A 16,040-nucleotide genomic window follows, 5' to 3' on the forward strand; every position below is an offset into this window, starting at 1 on the left:
ATCGCCCTTCCCCGTGTCAGGCAGTGTCCCCGACCTCCTGATCGAGGTCAATACCCGTGCCGACCTTCCGACGGGTACCTTGCCCGCCCGGTCCGGACGGGTTCGGCGTCCCGCGAAGGGTTCGCCCGCTCAGGTCCGCACCAACACCAGGCTCTCGTCGGTGAGGTCGACCCGCGTCGGCTTGAACCCGGCCGCCGCGAGGGCCAGCAGGAGGTCGTCCCCGCCCGAGTACCAGTAGGGGGCCAGGGTCCGCGCCCACTCGGGTAGTGGAGCCCCCAGGAAGTCCTCCAGCTCCGTGAATGTGACCGGGAGCGTGTCCGCGCTCTGCGCCTGGAGCCACTCCGTCAACGGCCGGAAGCCGTGGACTGCCGCGGGCATCTCCTCCTCCGGGAGGTCCGCGGCCAGTTCCAGTACGCCACCCTCCGGTACGACCGCCGAGGTCGGGCGGGCCCAGATCCGGCACAGCTTCGCGGCGAGGTCCGCCGTACGCGCCTGGATCGTCCCCTCGGTCCAGGCGTCCGGGTGATCTGCCACGATGTCGGCGTTCAGTTTCAGCGTGCTGTGCGTTAGAAGCTGGTCACGCTTTCCTGCACCGCCCAAGCCCCGGGACACCGATTCCGCGGCGGTCCACGGCCTGTTCGACATCGATGGATTGAGCTTCTTGTTGACGAGAGTCAGGTTGCCCATGGTATGGACGAGGCCGTCACGGCGGACAGCCGCCGCCTCGTCGAGTCCGTCCGCGTCCCAGTGTTCCCGCCACGCCTGGGGCAGCACGTGTTCGACCGTGAGGTTCCGGGGACACAGTGCCCCCTCGCTGAAGTCCGTACGGCGATCGTCCTCCAGCGCCTCCAGCAGCATCCGGATCCGTGCCCTGACCAGCGCCTTGTACATGGGCGCGACCCGTACCGCGTCCGCGACCATCTGATCCGAGGGCCAGAACCGGGAATTGGCCTGCTGGCCGGACAGGAACGACTCGGCGGTGTCCCCCGCGACCGCAGGTCCGACCCGGTGCAGTTCCCCGAGGAGGTCCAGCAACAGACGGTTGACGTCCTTGCTGGTCAGACGGCACAGTGCGCGTCGGACGAACCAGCTCTCCAGGGCGCCCAGTGCCTTGTCCCGCTGGGCGAGGGGCAGATCCGCCTCCGGCCAGCGGAGCAGCCACAGGAAGACCGGCGTCACCACCGCCGAGTCCATCGCCTGGATCACGCGGTACCGGAACCGTCCCGGAACAGACCTCGCCGGCAACGCTTCCATGCGCTCGAAGATCACCGCGTCGGCGGCGAGTTCGGCGAGGAGGTGTTCGACGTTCTGCTGGTCCCGGCGAAGGTGGTCGCGAAAGTCCGCGAAGATCCGGTCGGCCCGCACCTCCTTGCGAAGCCGCATCACCAGCCAGTAGTTGACGAACACGTCGATGCGCGGAACGTACTGCCGCCCACGGGCCACCCGCTGGCGCCAGTAGTCGCGGTCCAGCGGGGCCCAGTACTTGTCGTAGAGGTTCCGCACGTCCAGGAACTGTGCTTCCGCGACCTGGAACAACAGGTTCTTGATGAGGTCGGCGGCCAGGAGGGGTACGCCCCGGTGGTTCAACGTCTCGAAGATGACCTGCGCGTTGTCGCCGGGTTCAAGGTCGATCACGACGACCTTCAGGTGGCTGCGCAGGGCCATGGTCAGCCGGTTGAGTCGGGCTTCGACCTCCTGGGGGCCGGACTGGGCCCATGCCGTGATCTGGTCGACGAAGAACTGGTGGGCTCTGACGATCGGCGTGCCCGCCTGCTCCGGCGTCACCGGCAGGCTGTCAGACATCGCTGCCCGGAACGCGTCCTGGTCACAGTCCGTCGGCCACGCCTTGAAGACCTCGTCGTCGTTCTGCGCGATACTCGGATCGTTCAGCACCAGGATTCTGAGAGCCTGCGCGTCTCTCGGCGCCCCGAGCTCCTGGATGACCAACTGGGCCGCGTCGAGGAGAAGCTGGAGCGTCGTGAGGCGCTGTTGACCGTCGATCACGCGCCGGGCCGTGATGTATCCGGTCGGGGTGGCTGGCTGGTCCAGGACGATGGCCCCCAGAAAGTGCGCCGGGACCGGTGGGGCGCCGTACCCCTGAGGTGCCTCCAGGAGAAGGTCCGCCACGGTCCGCACATCCGACCAGAGCGGCTCCCACTGGTCGACCTGGTTCCAGACGTACGGTCGCTGGAACAGTGGTACGACGTACCGCGTGTGGTGTCCGAAGATCTCTGCCGGAGTGAGCGTCTGCGCCTGCACGGATGGCCCCCTTGTGGTGAGAGGGGCAAGCCTAGTCATGGGAGGCGCGCGGCGCCGCATCGTGTTGGACTGTCACCCATGACCGACGACATTGTTGACAGCCCCGTCGCGTGGGTGGCCGAGCACATCCGGCGGTACGCCGACACCGACGGCCGGGACGGCGGCGAGCTGCACGGCAACGACATCCTGCTGCTGACCACCCGGGGCCGGCGGACCGGCACCCGCCGGCGCACCGCGCTCATCTACGGCCGCGACGGCGACCGCCACCTGCTGGTCGCCTCCGACGGCGGCTCCCCCCGGCACCCCGCCTGGTACCTCAACCTCGCCGCCGACCCGGCCGTGGAGCTGCAGGTCGGGGCGGACCGGTTCGCGGGCACGGCGCGCACGGCGTCCGGGGCGGAGCGGGACCGGCTGTGGCGGCTGATGGCGGAACGGTTCCCCCGGTACGACGCGTACCAGGAGGTCGCCGGGCGGGAGATCCCGCTGGTGGTCGTCGAGCGGGCCTGACGCATTGACTGGTGTCCATTGTGGAGATACTGTGACCCGGAATTAGTAAGGATTCCTAAACGATCGCTGGAGCCGCAGATGACCACGAGAAGATGGACCTCCGCCGTCGCGCTCAGCGCGGCCCTGACCGCCGGAGTGCTCGCAGGGACGGGCGGCCCCGCGTCGGCCACCCCCACCGGCTGCTCCTACACCCTCGACCTGGGCGCCCGGACCGCCTCCAGCTACTGCTCGGGCGGCACGGGCCAACACCGCATCTGGGTACTGGAGAAGCACTTCCTCGCCGAGGTCGGCTACATCCCGGTCTGGGGTCCGTGGGTGGCGCCCGGCGAGGTGTCGTTCACCCGCATCCCGCAGCACACGGTCGTGGACATCCGGGTCCAGTTCCAGTAGCCGCGCCCTCCCACCCCGGCCCGGGCGTCTACGTCCGGGTCGCCGCGCCCGGCCCGGCCCGGCGGCCCGGACCCCCGCCCCGTCCGGCAGAATCAGCGGGTGGCCGGCAGAGGAACACCCGCGACCGCGCTGCTCGCGCGGCGGAAACTGACCCATGTGGTGCATGAGTACCCGCACGACCCCGGGGCGGCGTCGTTCGGCGCGGAGGCCGTCGAGGCGCTCGGCGTCGAGGCCGGGCGGGTGTTCAAGACCCTCGTCACCGACGTGGACGGCGCGCTGACCGTGGCCGTCGTGCCGGTCACCGGCAGCCTGGACCTCAAGGGACTCGCGGCGGCCGTCGGCGGCAAGCGGGCGGCGATGGCCGACCCGGTGCTCGCCGAACGGACCACCGGGTACGTCCGGGGCGGGATCAGCCCCCTCGGGCAGCGCAAACGGCTGCCGACGGTGGTGGACAGCTCCGCCGGGGACTTCGCCACGGTGTACGTGTCCGCCGGGCGTCGGGGGCTGGAGATCGAGCTGTCGCCGGCCGACCTGGTGGCGCTGACCGACGCGGTGCTCGCGCCGATCGCGGCACCCTAGGCCGGGCGGGCCGCACCTCACGTTCCCGGCCGCTCCGGTTTCCGGGACCCGGTGACCGGGCGGGTCCGGCTCCCGGCCCGGCTCAGGCCGGGGCCGGGTACCAGGCGTCGATGTCCCAGCCCGACTCCGCCGCCTTCACGGTCAACCGGCCCCCGGTGGCGTCCACCCGCTCGGCCAGCTCCGCGACGAACCCCGCCCCGGCCGGCGCGCCCAGGATGTGCACCCGCAGGTGCCGGCTGCCGTAGACGACGGTGGCCGCCGCCCCGTTCGCGGAGCCGTTCACCGTGAGCGCAGCCTCGACCAGCCGGTACGCCGACACGTCGACTTCCACCGGCAACCGGCGCGGCTCGCCCTCGACCGCGAGCTGCACCCCGCGCCGGGCGCACAGCCCGGGGAGCGCGGCGGCCGTCGGGGCCGGGCTGCCGTCGACGCCCTCGGGGCCGGACCGCAGCACGCCGAGCAGTTCGCGCATCGCGCCCAGGGCGGACCGGGCCTCGGCGACCACCTCGGACAGCGCCGCCGCCTCGCCGGTGCCGGCCCGCTCGACGACCCGGGTGGTGTGGGTGAACACGGAGCCGCGCAGGCCGTGCGCGATCCGGTCGCGTTCCTCGCGGGCCGCCCCGACGACGGCCTCGGTGGCCGCGTCCAGGGAGGCGGTGTCCCGGCGCAGCGCGCGCCGCCGCCGCCGGCCGACGTAGTGGCCGGGCAGCCAGGCGAACAGGAACAGGAACCCGGAGAGCGTGAGCCCGCCGAGCACGCAGAAGAAGATCAGCTGGGACAGGTTCTCCGACACCGGGTCCATCTGGTGGGCCACGGCGCAGATCGCCACGGCGATGCCGTAGCCGGCGGCGGGGGCGGCCAGCCAGGTCAGCCAGCCGCGCCGGGCGTACGCGCCGACGGCGTAGACGACGAGGCCCTCGGTCAGGGCGGCCATCAGGAACAGCCAGAACCCGCGCGCGGGCAGCGCGCCCGACAGCAGCAGCCCCGCCCACAGGCCGTCGACGGCGAGGACGGCGGCGAGGGCGAGCCAGGGTTCGGTGCGCCGCCACAGCAGGGGCAGCGCGTGCAGGGCCAGGACGACGGTGAGCATCACGGGGCCGGCCATCCCCGGGTCGAACGGGTCGCCCTCGGGGTCCGACGTCGCGCCGAACGCGAGCAGGGTCGGCCACGCGAACGCCAGGACCGCGAGGAAGCCGTCCACCACCTGGGCGTCGCCGACCCGCCGCCACCAGGACACGTCGGCGTCCTTGGGCCGGATGCCGTCCGCGTACGGCAGCACGGCCCGGACCCGCCAGCCGCGCCCGCCCGGGATGGGGCCGGCCTGGAGTTCACCGCCGAGTTCGCGGGCGCGTTCGCGCATGCCGGCCACGCCCCGGCCGGAGCCGAGTCCGGCGGCCGGTTGCGGGCCGCCCCGGCCGTCGTCGTCGACGGTGATCTCGACCAGGCCCCGCCGGTACGCGAGCCGGATCCGGACGGCGGCGCCGCCCGCGTACCGCAGCGCGTTGGTCAGCGCCTCCTGCACGATCCGGTGCCCGGCGGCGGACACGTCGGCGGGCACCACGCCCCGTTCGCCGTCGACGTCCAGGGTGACCGGGTGGCCGAGCCGGGCGAATCCGGCCGCCATGTCGCCCACGGCCCGCAGGGTCGACGGTCCCCCGTCGGTGCCGTCCGGTTCGCCGTCCATCACGTCCACGAGGCGGCGCAGCGACTCCAGGGTCTCCTGGCCGGTGGCGGCGGCGAACGACAGCGCCTGGGCCACCAGTTCGGGTTGGCGGTCGGCGAGCCGTTCGGCGGCCTGGGCGTGCACGACGATGCCGCTGAGGTGGTGCGCGGACACGTCGTGCAGCTCGCGGGCGAGGCGCTGGCGTTCCTCGGCGGCGGCGTACGCGTGGTCGGCGCGGGCCGCGTCCAACCGGTCGGCGACGGCCTCGCGGCGGGCCCGCCACCGGCGGCGCACCCGGCCGAGGGCCCAGGCCAGCGAGTAGGAGGAGGCGCTGAACACCACGCCGATCGCGCCGATCGTGCCGCCCCGCAGGATCAGGAGCTGGGTGACCGTCTGGGCGACGAGGGTGACGGCGGCCGCGAACGCCGAGGTGCGGGCCGGGCGGTGCACGGCCACCGAGTACAGCGCGATGACGTCGACGCCGGCCATGATGATCAGGTGCTGGTCGCCGAGTTCGGTCGAGGCGGGCGGGGTGGCAGCCGAGGCGACCATCAGCGTCACGAGCACGACGACGAGGGTGGGCACGGGGGCGGTGCGGCGGAAGATCAGCGCGCCGAGCCCGATCAGCACGGCCACGCCCGCGACGAGGGCCTCGGTGCCGTCCACGCGCGCCCCGGCCAGCCACGGACCGACCGGCCACACCGCGAACTGGAGGCACCCAATCACTATGGGTAACCAGATGTCCCGGGTCGGTGGCCGCACACACGTACGGTACCGACCGGATCCAAATCGGGCTGTCGGAAACCCACCCCGGTGAGCCTCGCCACCCGAAACGGTGACGGTCGGTGACCACCGGCCGCTGCGACCCGCCGGCCCGCCGTCACCGTCCGTCGATCTTCCGGCGCGGCCCGGAGGGGGCTGACCCGCCCGGTCCGCCACCGGGCCGGACGTCAGGCCGCCGCCCGCAGCTCCCGCCACGACTCCCGCCGGGCCCGCTGCCGCCCCGGGTCCGCCACCGGCGCGGCGGCCAGCAGCCGCCGGGTGTAGGGATGCTCCGGCGCCGACAGCACCGTCGACGTGGGCCCCTGTTCCACGAGCACCCCCCGGTGCATCACCGCCACCCGGTCCGCGAGCCGCTCCACCACGGCCAGGTCGTGGCTGATGAACAGGCACGCGAACCCCAGTTCGGCCTGGAGCTCGCGGAACAGGTCCAGCACCTGGGCCTGCACGGACACGTCGAGCGCGCTCGTGGGTTCGTCGGCCACCAGCAGCGCCGGGTCCAGGGCCAGGGCGCGGGCCAGGCCGACCCGTTGGCGCTGGCCGCCGGACAGTTCGTGCGGGTAGCGGTCGCGGAGGTTGGGTGACAGCCGGACCGCGTCCAGCAGGTCGTCGACCCGGTTGGCGAGCTCCGCGCCGGCCAGTACCCGATGAAGTCTGATCGGTTCTCCGACGCTCTCGGCGACCGTGGCGCGCGGGTTCAGGGAGGACACCGGGTCCTGGAAGACCACGCCGATCCGCCGGCGCACCTCTTTCAGGTCCCGGCGGCCGAGCCGGGCGATGTCGGCGCCGAGGACCGACACGACGCCGCCGGTCGGCCGGAGCAGGCCCGTGACGGTGCCGGCGACGGTGCTCTTGCCCGAGCCGGACTCGCCCACCAGGCCGAGCACCTCGCCCGGGCCGACGGCCAGGCTGACCTGGTCGACGGCGCGGACCCCGCCCCGGTAGACCACGGTCAGGTCGCGGACGTCGAGGACCGGGGGCGCGGCGGGCGGGGCGGTCCGGGTGCTGCCGCCGCCCAGGGAGACGACGGAGTCCAACAGCCTCTTCGTGTACGGGTCCCCCGGCGCCCCGAACACGGCGCGCACGTCGCCCTGCTCGACGACCCGCCCGTCGAGCATGACGAGCACCCGGTCGGCCAGGTCCGCGACCACGCCCATGTCGTGGGTGATGAGCAGGATGGCCGTGCCGAGCCGGTCGCGCAGGTCGCGGAGCAGTTCGAGGATCTCGGCCTGCACCGTGACGTCGAGGGCGGTGGTCGGCTCGTCGGCGACCAGCAGGATCGGGTCGTTGGCGATGGCCATGGCGATCACGACGCGTTGCAGCTGGCCCCCGGACAGTTCGTGCGGGTAGGACCGCAGGGTGCGGCGCGGTTCGGGCAGGCCGACGAGGTCGAGCAGTTCGGCGGCCCGGCGGCGGGCGGCGCGCCGGGTCACCTCCCGGTGGGTGCGGACGGCCTCGACGAGCTGGTCGCCGATGGTGAACACCGGGTTGAGCGCCGTCATGGGCTCCTGGAAGACCATGCCGACGTCGTTGCCCCGCACCGCCCGGAGCTGGGCGGGGGTGCGGGTGTAGAGGTCCACGCCGTCGAGCAGCGCCCGGCCGGTCACGGTGGCCGTGCCGGGCAGCAGTCCGAGCAGGGACAACGCGGTGACGGTCTTGCCGGAGCCGGACTCGCCGACCACGGCGAGCACCTCGCGGGGCGCGAGGGTGAAACTGACGTCGACGGCGGCCCGGACGTCCCCGAAGGACACCGAGACGTTCTCGACGGCGAGCAGCGGGACACCGCCGCCGGGCCCTGTGGCCGGGGCCGGGCCCGGCGGCGGGTACGTCACTGCGCGATCCCGACCTGGAGGTAGTTCGGGTACGCCGGGAAGTCGGCGATGTAGAAGTTCGCCACCTTCGAGCCGCGCAGGAACGAGTTGCGGGTGTAGATCAGCGGCACGACGGGCGAGTCCTTCGAGATCAGCCTGTCGATCTCGACCCACTTCTTGCCGGCCTCCACCGGGTCCACGGTGCTCTGCGCCTCGGCGATCAGCTTGTCGACCTCCGGGTTGGTGTACCGGGAGATGTTGTAGCCGCCGTCGCCGATCTCCGAGGTGGAGAACAGGGGCTGGATGTTCGCGCTGGGGCTCGGGTAGTCCGGCTGCCACGAGCTGAGGGCCAGGTCGTAGTCGGCGGTCGGGCCGGTGGTCGCCGCCGCGAACGCCTCGCCGTCGAGGGTCTTGATGGTCACCTTGATCCCGGCCCGGGCCAGGGACGCCTGGATGGACTGGGCCTTCTCCGGGAAGTTGTTGTTGGTGGACGCGACCAGGGTCAGGTTGTCCAGGCCGGTGGGCTGGCCCGCCTCGGTCAGCAGCTGCTTGGCCTTCGTCGGGTCGCCGGTCGGCGGCGCCGGGTACAGGTCGAACTGCTGGCGGCCGGCGATGCCCGGCGTGACCAGGGTGGTGGCGACGTCCCCGGCGAGCGCGGCGCTGCCGGCGGTGGCGACCTGGTAGCTGGCCTTGTCCACCGCGTACTGGAACGCCTGCCGCACCTTCGGGTCCTTCAGCACACCCTTCTGCGTGTTCAGCGCCAGGTACGCCACGGCGCCCGTCTTCGAGGTGACCAGCCGCGACTTGGCCGACGCGTTGCCCTGGATCTGGGCGAGCTGCGCCGGGGACACGAACGAGGAGCCGAACGCGGTCCGGTCGTCGCCGGAGTCCTCGATCAGGCGCTTGGAGATGACCGAGGTCTGCTGGCCGAGCTGGAACACGATCTCGTTGGGCAGGCCCGCGCGCACGGTGTCGGTGTCCTTCGACCAGTGCTGGTTGCGGGTCAGGCGCGCCTCCACGCCCTGCTGGTACTTCGTCAGCACGTACGGGCCGGACGCGACCGGGTTCTCCCCGTAGTTGGCCTCGGCGCCCTTGCCCTTGGGGACGGGCGAGAAGGCCGGGTTGCTGGCGATCCACGGCCAGTCCCCGTACGGGCGGCTGAGCGTGAACACGATGGTCTTCGCGTCCGGGGTGGCGATGGACTCCAGGTTCTTGCCCTCGAACGGGCCCCGGTACTCGCCGCCGCCGACGAGCAGCGACTTGTGGTAGCCGAGCCCGCCGGAGAAGCTCGGCGCGAACGACCGTTCCAGGCCGTGCTTGACGTCGGCGGAGGTGATCGGCGAGCCGTCGCTGAACTTCAACCCCTCTTTCAGGGTGTACGTCCAGGTCTTACCGCCGTCACTGGGCCGGCCGGTGTCGGTCGCCAGGTCGGGCACCACCGTCGCGGGCTGGCCCTCCTTGACGTTCCAGCTGGTCAGCCGCCGGTGCACGAGGGCCAGCGAGGTGATCGCCAGGCCCTGGCTCTTCGCCGGGTCGTACGACGCGCGGGCCGCGTCCGACAGGATGTACAGCGTGCCGCCGGCCTTCGTCTCCGCCTTCGCGGCCGGGGCCGCGTCCTTCTTGTTCGCGCCGCAGGCGGCGAGCGCACCGGCGAGGCCGATCGCGGACACCAGCGCCGTGGCTCTGAGGAGGGGTTTCACTGTGCTCTCTTTCGTCAGGTGGGAAGGGTGCGGGCGGGTCTGTGGGGCCGGGCCGGTCACGTGAGCCGGGCCCGGGGGTCGAGCAGGCCGTAGAGCAGGTCGACGGCGAAGTTCGCGAGAACGATCAGGAAGGCGGCGAACAGGGTGCAGCCGAGCAGCAGCGGCAGGTCCAGCTCGTGCACGGCGTCGATCATCAGCGTGCCCAGGCCGGGCATCCCGAACACCCGCTCGGTGATCACCGCGCCGCCGAGCAGGCCGCCGAGGTCGATGCCGAACAGGGTGACCACCGGCAGCAGGACGTTGCGCAGCGCGTGCCGGCCGACGACCCTGCGTTCCGTGAGGCCCTTGGCCCGGGCGGTGCGGATGAAGTCCTCGCCCAGGGTCTCGATCATCTGGCCCCGGGTGAGCCGGGCGTAGATCGCCGCGTGCGCGAAGGCGAGCACCAGCCAGGGCAGCACCAGGTGCCAGGCCCAGTCGACCGGGCTCTCGGCGAGCGGGACGTAGCCGTGGGTCGGGACCACGTCCAGGGTGAAGCCGAACAGCAGGATGCCGAGCAGCCCCACCAGGTACGTCGGCGCGGACACCCCGGCCAGCGCGCCGGCCATCGCGATCCGGTCCACCGGGCCGCCCCGCTTCAGCGCCGACAGCACGCCGGTGGCCACGCCGAGCAGCAGCCACGCGACGGCCGCGCCGACCGCGATGGACGCGGTCACCGGGAACCGGTCGCCGATCAGGTCGACGACGGGGGCGTTCTGCTGGAACGAATACCCGAAGCAGGGGGCCGGGCACGCGATCGCCGACCCGCCGGTCCCGAACGTGCGGCCGGCGAGGATCCCGGTGAGGAAGTCGCCGAACTGCTGCCACCACGGCTTGCCGAAGCCCATGAACTCCCGGGCGACCGCCAGGTTCTCCGGCGTGCACGGCCGGCCGCAGGACAGCTGGGCCGGGCCGGAGGGCAGCAGGTAGAACACGGCGTACGTCACGAAGGTGACCACGAGGAGCACGAGGACCATGCCGCCGAGCCGGGCGGCGAGGAAGCGGATCACTTCCGGACCCCCGTCTTCGGGTCGAAGGCGTCGCGCAGGCCGTCGCCGAGCAGGTTGAGGGCCAGGGTGGCCAGGAACAGGGCCGCGCCGGGGAAGACCAGGTACATCGGGTCGGTGCCCACCCAGTCGATCGCGCCGCTGATGGACCGGCCCCAGCTCGGGGTGGGCGGCGGGATGCCGACCCCGAGGAACGACAGCGCCGCCTCGGTGCCGATCTTGCCCGGGATGGACAGGGTGGCCACCACGATGATCGGCACCCACAGGTTCGGCAGCAGCTGGTGGCGCAGCACGTGCCACGGGCCGGCGCCCATCGCCCGGGACGCGGCCACGAACCGGCGCGCCTTCAGGGTCAGGGTCTGGGCGCGCACGATCCGGGCGATCCGGGCCCAGCCGAACGAGCCCATCAGGAGGATCAGCAGCAGGGGGCGCGGGAAGCCGGCGGGCGCGATGGCGCTCAGGGCGATCATGAACACGAGGTACGGGAAGCCGAAGATGACGTCGGCGATCCAGCTGACCACCCGGTCGACCCAGCCGCCCAGGTAGCCGGCGAGCGCGCCGATCACGACGCCGAGCAGCACGGACACGGCGGTGGCCGCGAAGCCGATCAGCAGGGAGGTGCGGGCCCCGTGCGCGACGATGGCGAACAGGTCGCGGCCCGTCAGCGGTTCGACGCCGAACCAGTGCTCGCCGCTGATCCCGCCGAACGCGCCGGCCGGTCCCCCGGTGGCGGGGTCGAGCGCCGCACTGTCGAACGTGTACGGATCCTGGCCCTCGAGGTCGGAGAGCGGGCCGGCGACCAGGGCGACGAGGAGCAGCGCCACGGTGGTGCCGGCGCCGAAGAGGGCGCCCCGGTCGGCGCGCAGCGCCCGCCACAGGGTGGCGGGGACTGAACGCGGAGTAACTGTTAGGGCCACTGTTCCGTCCGGTTGAGGGGTGTTCGGGGGCTGTCGGTGACCACTCTGGGTGGCGGAAAGTTGCCACGTCAATGATCTTGTGAGGGCTCCCACAAAATTACCTACTAAACCAGTCGACTTTATAGGTGATATCGCCCCCGACACCAGATCCGACCGCCCGGAACCCGGCCCGACGGGCGCGGTCGGCGTACCCGGTCCGGCGGGCCCGGCAACCCCGACCGGTGGGCTGTTGACAGTGCCGGGCCCGCCGGGAAAGGTCGGGCCATGCCAGATCCCTCCCTCACCGCGCTGTACCTCGACACCCTCGACGGCGCCGGCCTCACCCCCACCGACCTGATCCCCGCCGAACGGGTACACCCCGTGCTGAAGGCGTTCTACGGCGACAAGTTCCTGGCCCGGCCCGTGTTCCTCGGGCACGCCGAGTACCGCCGGCTCACCGAGGACCTCGGGCGGCTCCAGGACGCGCTGGAGAGCCTGCCGGACCGGCTGTTCGGCGGGGACCTGGCCGCGTTCGCCCGCGCGGTGGGGATGGTCGGCGACCAGGTCGACCTCGTGCTGCGGACCCAGGCGGGGCGGCCGGTGACCCGGTTCGGGCGCGCCGACCTGTACGCGGACGCGACCGGCTTCCGACTCATGGAGTACAACATGGGCAGCACTGTGGGGTTGATCGAGGTCAGCCTGCTCAACGACGGGATGGCCGCCCACCCGACCCTGGCCGCGTTCGCCGCCGAGCACGGCCTGTCCTATGTCGACGCCGTCGGCGAGTCCCTGGTCAGCATGCGGCAGGAGACCGGGCTGTCCGCCGACGACCGGCCGACGATGGCGCTGTGCGACTGGCCGGGCGAGTACCCGGCGAACGAGCCCGCGCTGAAACTGTGCGGGGCGCTGCACGAGAGATACGGGGTCCGGACGGTCTCCGCGCACCTCGGCATGCTGGAGTACCGCGACGGCCGGGTCTGGGTCGGCGACGACCCGATCGACGTCATCTACCGGATCTTCATGCTCGAACACGCGGTGCTGCCCGGGGCGCGCGAGCTGATGACCCCGCTGCTCGACGCCGCCGACCGGGGCGAGGTGAAGATCTTCACCCCGATCGGCTGCGAGGTGTACGGGTCCAAGGCGGCGCTGGCGCTGCTGTCCGACGAGGCGCACCGGCACCTGTTCGACGCGGACACCCTGGCCACCCTCGACCGGCTGCTGCCGTGGACCCGGATCACCCGCCCCGGCGAGGTCACCCTGGAGGACGGCTCCCGGTTCGACCTGGAGGCGCACGCGCTCGCCCACCGCGAGGACCTCGTCCTCAAGCCGGTACTCCTGCACAGCGGCCACGGGGTCGTCCTCGGCCGCGACACGGAACCCGGCGCGTGGGCCGCACTGGTCGCGTCCTCGATGGACGGCGGGGCGGTCCTGCAACGCCTGCTGCGCCCGGTGCCCGAACTGGTGCCGACCGCGACCGGCGAGCTTGTGCCGTACACGGTCAACTACGGGGTGTTCCGGATGCCGTCAGCCCCCGAGGGGTACGGCGGCACGGCGCTGCGGGTGGCCCCGGAATCGAAGAACATCGGGGTGCTGAGCATCTACGCGGACCCGTCGTGCCTGCTGGGGGCGGTGCTGCACGCGACGGAGTGAACTCCCGCCCGGGGCGGGCCCCACGTCGGTCAGCGGCTCCGGAGACCCCGGAGCCCGCGCGCGACCAGGTAGAGGCCGCCGGCCGCGACGACCGGGCCGACGACCGCCCACAGGACGACACCGGTCATGGCGCTGCCCTCCAGGTAGCCGAGGCCCTGGAGGGTCCAGACGGCCCCGACCAGGACGAGCAGCGCGCCGACGAGGAGCGGGACCCAGTTCTTCATGCTGCCACTGTCCCCACCTCCCGGCCCCGGGTCAAGCGTCGGGGCCCGACGCCGGTGACCGCCGGCGCGGGCCCCGTCCGCCCGTCCGGCGGCTAGGGCCGCGAGGTGAGGTACCCGCCCATGGTGCGGAAGTAGTCGGCCGCCTTGTGCTCGACCCCGTCGGCGGTGCGGACCCGCAGCACCCGCAGCCCCTTGTTCCTGCCGAACCGGGCGTCGGCCCCGGCGACCACGACCACGCCGTCGCCCTCGCGGAAGAAGATCCGTCCGGGGGTACCGCCGTACACGCCCTCGGAGACGTCGGCCTCCAGGATCTCCAGCCGCACCCCCCGGTGGTACGCGAACGCCGCCGGGTACGGGTCGCACTGCGCGCGGACCAGCCGGTCGAGTTCGGCGGCCGACCAGCCCCAGTCGATCCGCAGGTCCTCGTCGGCGCGCTTGTGGAAGAAGCTGGCCTTCGAGCGGTCCTGCGGCACCCAGTCGGTCTTCCCGGACGCGATCAGGTCGAGGCCGTCGACCGTGATCGGCCCGAACAGCGCGAGGGTCTTGTGGAACAGGTCCGCGGTGGTGTCGCGGTCGCCGACGGGCACGGCGCGCTGGAGCACGATGTCGCCCGCGTCGAGGGTCGGGTCCATCATGTGCGCGGTGACCCCGACCTCCTTCTCGCCGTTGATCAGGGCCCAGATCAGGGGCGAGAACCCCGCGTAAGCGGGAAGTAAAGAATCGTGCACGTTGAGCGTGCCGAGCCGGGGCAGCTCGAAGATCGTCGGCGGGATCCAGGTGCGCCAGTTGGTGGCGACGATGACGTCCGGGGCGACGGCCCGCAGCTCTTCGAGGAGTTCGGCGTCGTCGGGCCGCTCGCGGATCAGCACCGGCACGCCGTGCTCGGTTGCCAGGTCAGCGACCGAATCGGACCAGATCCGCTCGTAGGCGTGGTCGCTGGCGGGGTGCGTGACGACGAGTACGACCTCGTGATCGGACTCCAGCAACGCCTGCAGTGTGCGGTGGCCCCACGTTTGGTACCCGAACATGACAACCCGCATGGGGGCTTCCTCCTCGAACAGTTGACTGTCACGCCTAGTTAAGCAAGGCTTACTTTGGTAAGCAACGCCTAACCTAATCTAGCGACCTGGTATCGCCAGGAAGTTAGGCTAGGCTAACCTGGCTCCATCCGAGCGATAGGACTGGTTATGCCACAGGTGACGCCTCATGACGATGTACCGATATATGACCTGGTAGGGGTTGGTTTCGGACCGTCCAACCTGGCGTTGGCCGTTGCCATCACGGAGCACAACGCGCGCTCCGGAGAGGCCGCCACCGCGGTGTTCCTGGAGCGGCAGCCGCAGTTCGGCTGGCACCGGGGGATGCTGCTGGACGACGCGACGATGCAGGTCTCCTTCCTCAAGGACCTCGTGACCCTGCGTGACCCCACGAGCCAGTTCACCTTCCTGTGCTACCTCCGGGACCGGGAACGGCTGGTCGATTTCGTCAACCACAAGAGCCTTTACCCCCTTCGCGTCGAGTTCCACGACTACCTGGAGTGGGCGGCGGCGAAGGTCGACGACCTCGTCCTCTACGGACACGACGTGGTGAGTGTCACTCCGGTCACCGACGGCGACACCGTCGTCTACTTCGACGTGACCGCGACCGGTCCGCAGGGCACCAGCGTCTACCGGGCCCGCAACCTCGTGCTGGCCACCGGCCTGAAGCCGTCGCTGCCCACCGGGGTCGCCGGCTCCGAGCGGGTCTGGCACACCAGCGAGCTGCTGCACCGGGTCGGCGAGCTGTCCGCGGACTCCCCCTACCGGTTCGTCGTGGTCGGCGCCGGTCAGAGCGCCGCCGAGGTCACCGCGTTCCTGCACGAGCGGTTCCCGCACGCCGAGGTGTGCGCCGTCTTCTCCCGGTACGGCTACAGCCCCGCCGACGACAGCTCCTTCGCGAACCGGATCTTCGACCCGGCGGCCGTGGGCGAGTTCTTCGACGCGCCCGGCGACGTGAAGCGCATGATCGACGGCTACCACGCGAACACCAACTACTCCGTCGTGGACGGTGACCTGATCGACGCGCTGTACGCCCGTTTCTACCGGGAGAAGGTGCTCGGCACCCCCCGGCTGAAGATGTACAACGTGTCCCGGCTCACCGGCGTCGCCGAGACCGGCACCGGGGTCACGGCCGACATCTCGCTGCTGATGTCCGGCGAGCGGGTCGCGCTCGACGCCGACATCGTGGTGTGCGCGACCGGGTACCAGCCCGCCGACCCGTTGGGCCTGCTGGGCGACGCCGCACGGTACTGCGCCCGCGACGAGCTCGGCCGGCCCCAGGTGTCCCGCGACTACCGCGCCGTCACCGCGCCCGAGGTCGAGCCCGGCGTGTACCTGCAGGGCGGCACCGAGCACACCCACGGCATCACGTCCTCTCTGTTGTCGAACACCGCCGTGCGGTCCGGGGAGATCCTCCAGTCGATCCTCGACCGCCGCGCCCGGCTGGCCACCCGCCCGGCGCTGACTGCGCCCGCGCTGTCCGCCTAGACCCCGTTCCGGC

The 16,040-nt window shown here is 72.0% G+C and carries 13 protein-coding genes; 5 read left to right on the plus strand and 8 right to left on the minus strand.

The window, feature by feature from the left end; all coding sequences use genetic code 11:
• Positions 1-129: 129 nt before the first annotated feature.
• Positions 130-2,259: a DUF262 domain-containing protein gene (locus AB0M43_RS09320; RefSeq protein WP_363722699.1), complete on the minus strand. Its 2,130-nt coding sequence runs from the start codon at positions 2,257-2,259 to the stop codon at positions 130-132.
• A gap of 78 nt (positions 2,260-2,337) precedes the next feature.
• On the opposite strand from AB0M43_RS09320, the gene AB0M43_RS09325 reads away from it, so the two are divergent.
• The 3 genes from AB0M43_RS09325 to ybaK all read left to right on the plus strand — a co-directional run bounded on the left by AB0M43_RS09325 (position 2,338) and on the right by ybaK (position 3,735).
• Positions 2,338-2,766 (plus strand): nitroreductase family deazaflavin-dependent oxidoreductase, encoded by a 429-nt coding sequence (locus AB0M43_RS09325; protein WP_363722701.1) that lies wholly within the window; start codon positions 2,338-2,340, stop codon positions 2,764-2,766.
• 78 nt (positions 2,767-2,844) lie between these two features.
• Positions 2,845-3,156, plus strand: a complete 312-nt coding sequence (locus AB0M43_RS09330; RefSeq protein ID WP_363722703.1) for a hypothetical protein — start codon at positions 2,845-2,847, stop codon at positions 3,154-3,156.
• A gap of 99 nt (positions 3,157-3,255) precedes the next feature.
• Positions 3,256-3,735 (plus strand): Cys-tRNA(Pro) deacylase, encoded by a 480-nt coding sequence (gene ybaK / locus AB0M43_RS09335; RefSeq protein WP_363722704.1) that lies wholly within the window; start codon positions 3,256-3,258, stop codon positions 3,733-3,735.
• An 82-nt stretch (positions 3,736-3,817) separates the two neighbouring features.
• Here the strand turns inward: ybaK and AB0M43_RS09340 are convergent, their stop codons facing one another.
• The 5 genes from AB0M43_RS09340 to AB0M43_RS09360 form a co-directional block, all read right to left on the minus strand.
• Positions 3,818-6,124 carry a histidine kinase gene (locus AB0M43_RS09340; RefSeq protein ID WP_363722706.1) on the minus strand — a complete coding sequence of 769 codons (2,307 nt, stop codon included), beginning with the start codon at positions 6,122-6,124 and terminating at the stop codon, positions 3,818-3,820.
• A gap of 224 nt (positions 6,125-6,348) precedes the next feature.
• Positions 6,349-8,010 (minus strand): ABC transporter ATP-binding protein, encoded by a 1,662-nt coding sequence (locus AB0M43_RS09345; RefSeq protein ID WP_363722708.1) that lies wholly within the window; start codon positions 8,008-8,010, stop codon positions 6,349-6,351.
• Entirely contained in the window at positions 8,007-9,689 is a 1,683-nt protein-coding gene (locus AB0M43_RS09350) for an ABC transporter substrate-binding protein (RefSeq protein WP_363722710.1), read from the minus strand. The genes AB0M43_RS09345 and AB0M43_RS09350 overlap by 4 nt, the downstream gene beginning before the upstream one ends.
• Positions 9,690-9,745: 56 nt before the next feature.
• Complete coding sequence (locus AB0M43_RS09355; protein ID WP_363722711.1) at positions 9,746-10,735, minus strand: ABC transporter permease; 990 nt, start codon at positions 10,733-10,735, stop codon at positions 9,746-9,748.
• Positions 10,732-11,649: an ABC transporter permease gene (locus AB0M43_RS09360; protein WP_363722713.1), complete on the minus strand. Its 918-nt coding sequence runs from the start codon at positions 11,647-11,649 to the stop codon at positions 10,732-10,734. Before AB0M43_RS09360 ends, AB0M43_RS09355 begins: the two co-directional genes overlap by 4 nt.
• A gap of 264 nt (positions 11,650-11,913) precedes the next feature.
• Here AB0M43_RS09360 and AB0M43_RS09365 point away from each other — a divergent pair, with 264 nt between their 5' ends.
• On the plus strand, positions 11,914-13,278 hold the full coding sequence (locus AB0M43_RS09365; RefSeq protein ID WP_363722715.1) for a hypothetical protein: 1,365 nt from the start codon (positions 11,914-11,916) through the stop codon (positions 13,276-13,278).
• 29 nt (positions 13,279-13,307) lie between these two features.
• On the opposite strand, the gene AB0M43_RS09370 is transcribed toward AB0M43_RS09365, so the two are convergent.
• Positions 13,308-13,502 carry a hypothetical protein gene (locus AB0M43_RS09370; protein WP_363722717.1) on the minus strand — a complete coding sequence of 65 codons (195 nt, stop codon included), beginning with the start codon at positions 13,500-13,502 and terminating at the stop codon, positions 13,308-13,310.
• A 92-nt stretch (positions 13,503-13,594) separates the two neighbouring features.
• Positions 13,595-14,542 (minus strand): methionyl-tRNA formyltransferase, encoded by a 948-nt coding sequence (locus tag AB0M43_RS09375; RefSeq protein WP_363722718.1) that lies wholly within the window; start codon positions 14,540-14,542, stop codon positions 13,595-13,597.
• Between the two features lie 147 nt (positions 14,543-14,689).
• On the opposite strand from AB0M43_RS09375, the gene AB0M43_RS09380 reads away from it, so the two are divergent.
• Entirely contained in the window at positions 14,690-16,027 is a 1,338-nt protein-coding gene (locus AB0M43_RS09380; RefSeq protein ID WP_363722720.1) for a lysine N(6)-hydroxylase/L-ornithine N(5)-oxygenase family protein, read from the plus strand.
• Positions 16,028-16,040 lie beyond the last annotated feature (13 nt).

This window comes from Longispora sp. NPDC051575 (assembly GCF_040681875.1).
In the GTDB taxonomy this organism is placed as follows: Bacteria; Actinomycetota; Actinomycetes; order Mycobacteriales; family Micromonosporaceae; genus Longispora.

What these genes read in the sequence shown, in the direction of transcription:
- AB0M43_RS09325 (WP_363722701.1), top strand. Translation starts at nt 2,338, where the DNA reads ATGACCGACGACATTGTTGACAGCCCCGTCGCGTGGGTGGCCGAGCAC.
- AB0M43_RS09380 (WP_363722720.1), top strand. Translation starts at nt 14,690, where the DNA reads ATGCCACAGGTGACGCCTCATGACGATGTACCGATATATGACCTGGTA.
- AB0M43_RS09365 (WP_363722715.1), top strand. Translation starts at nt 11,914, where the DNA reads ATGCCAGATCCCTCCCTCACCGCGCTGTACCTCGACACCCTCGACGGC.
- AB0M43_RS09370 (WP_363722717.1), bottom strand. Translation starts at nt 13,502, where the DNA reads ATGAAGAACTGGGTCCCGCTCCTCGTCGGCGCGCTGCTCGTCCTGGTC.
- AB0M43_RS09330 (WP_363722703.1), top strand. Translation starts at nt 2,845, where the DNA reads ATGACCACGAGAAGATGGACCTCCGCCGTCGCGCTCAGCGCGGCCCTG.
- AB0M43_RS09375 (WP_363722718.1), bottom strand. Translation starts at nt 14,542, where the DNA reads ATGCGGGTTGTCATGTTCGGGTACCAAACGTGGGGCCACCGCACACTG.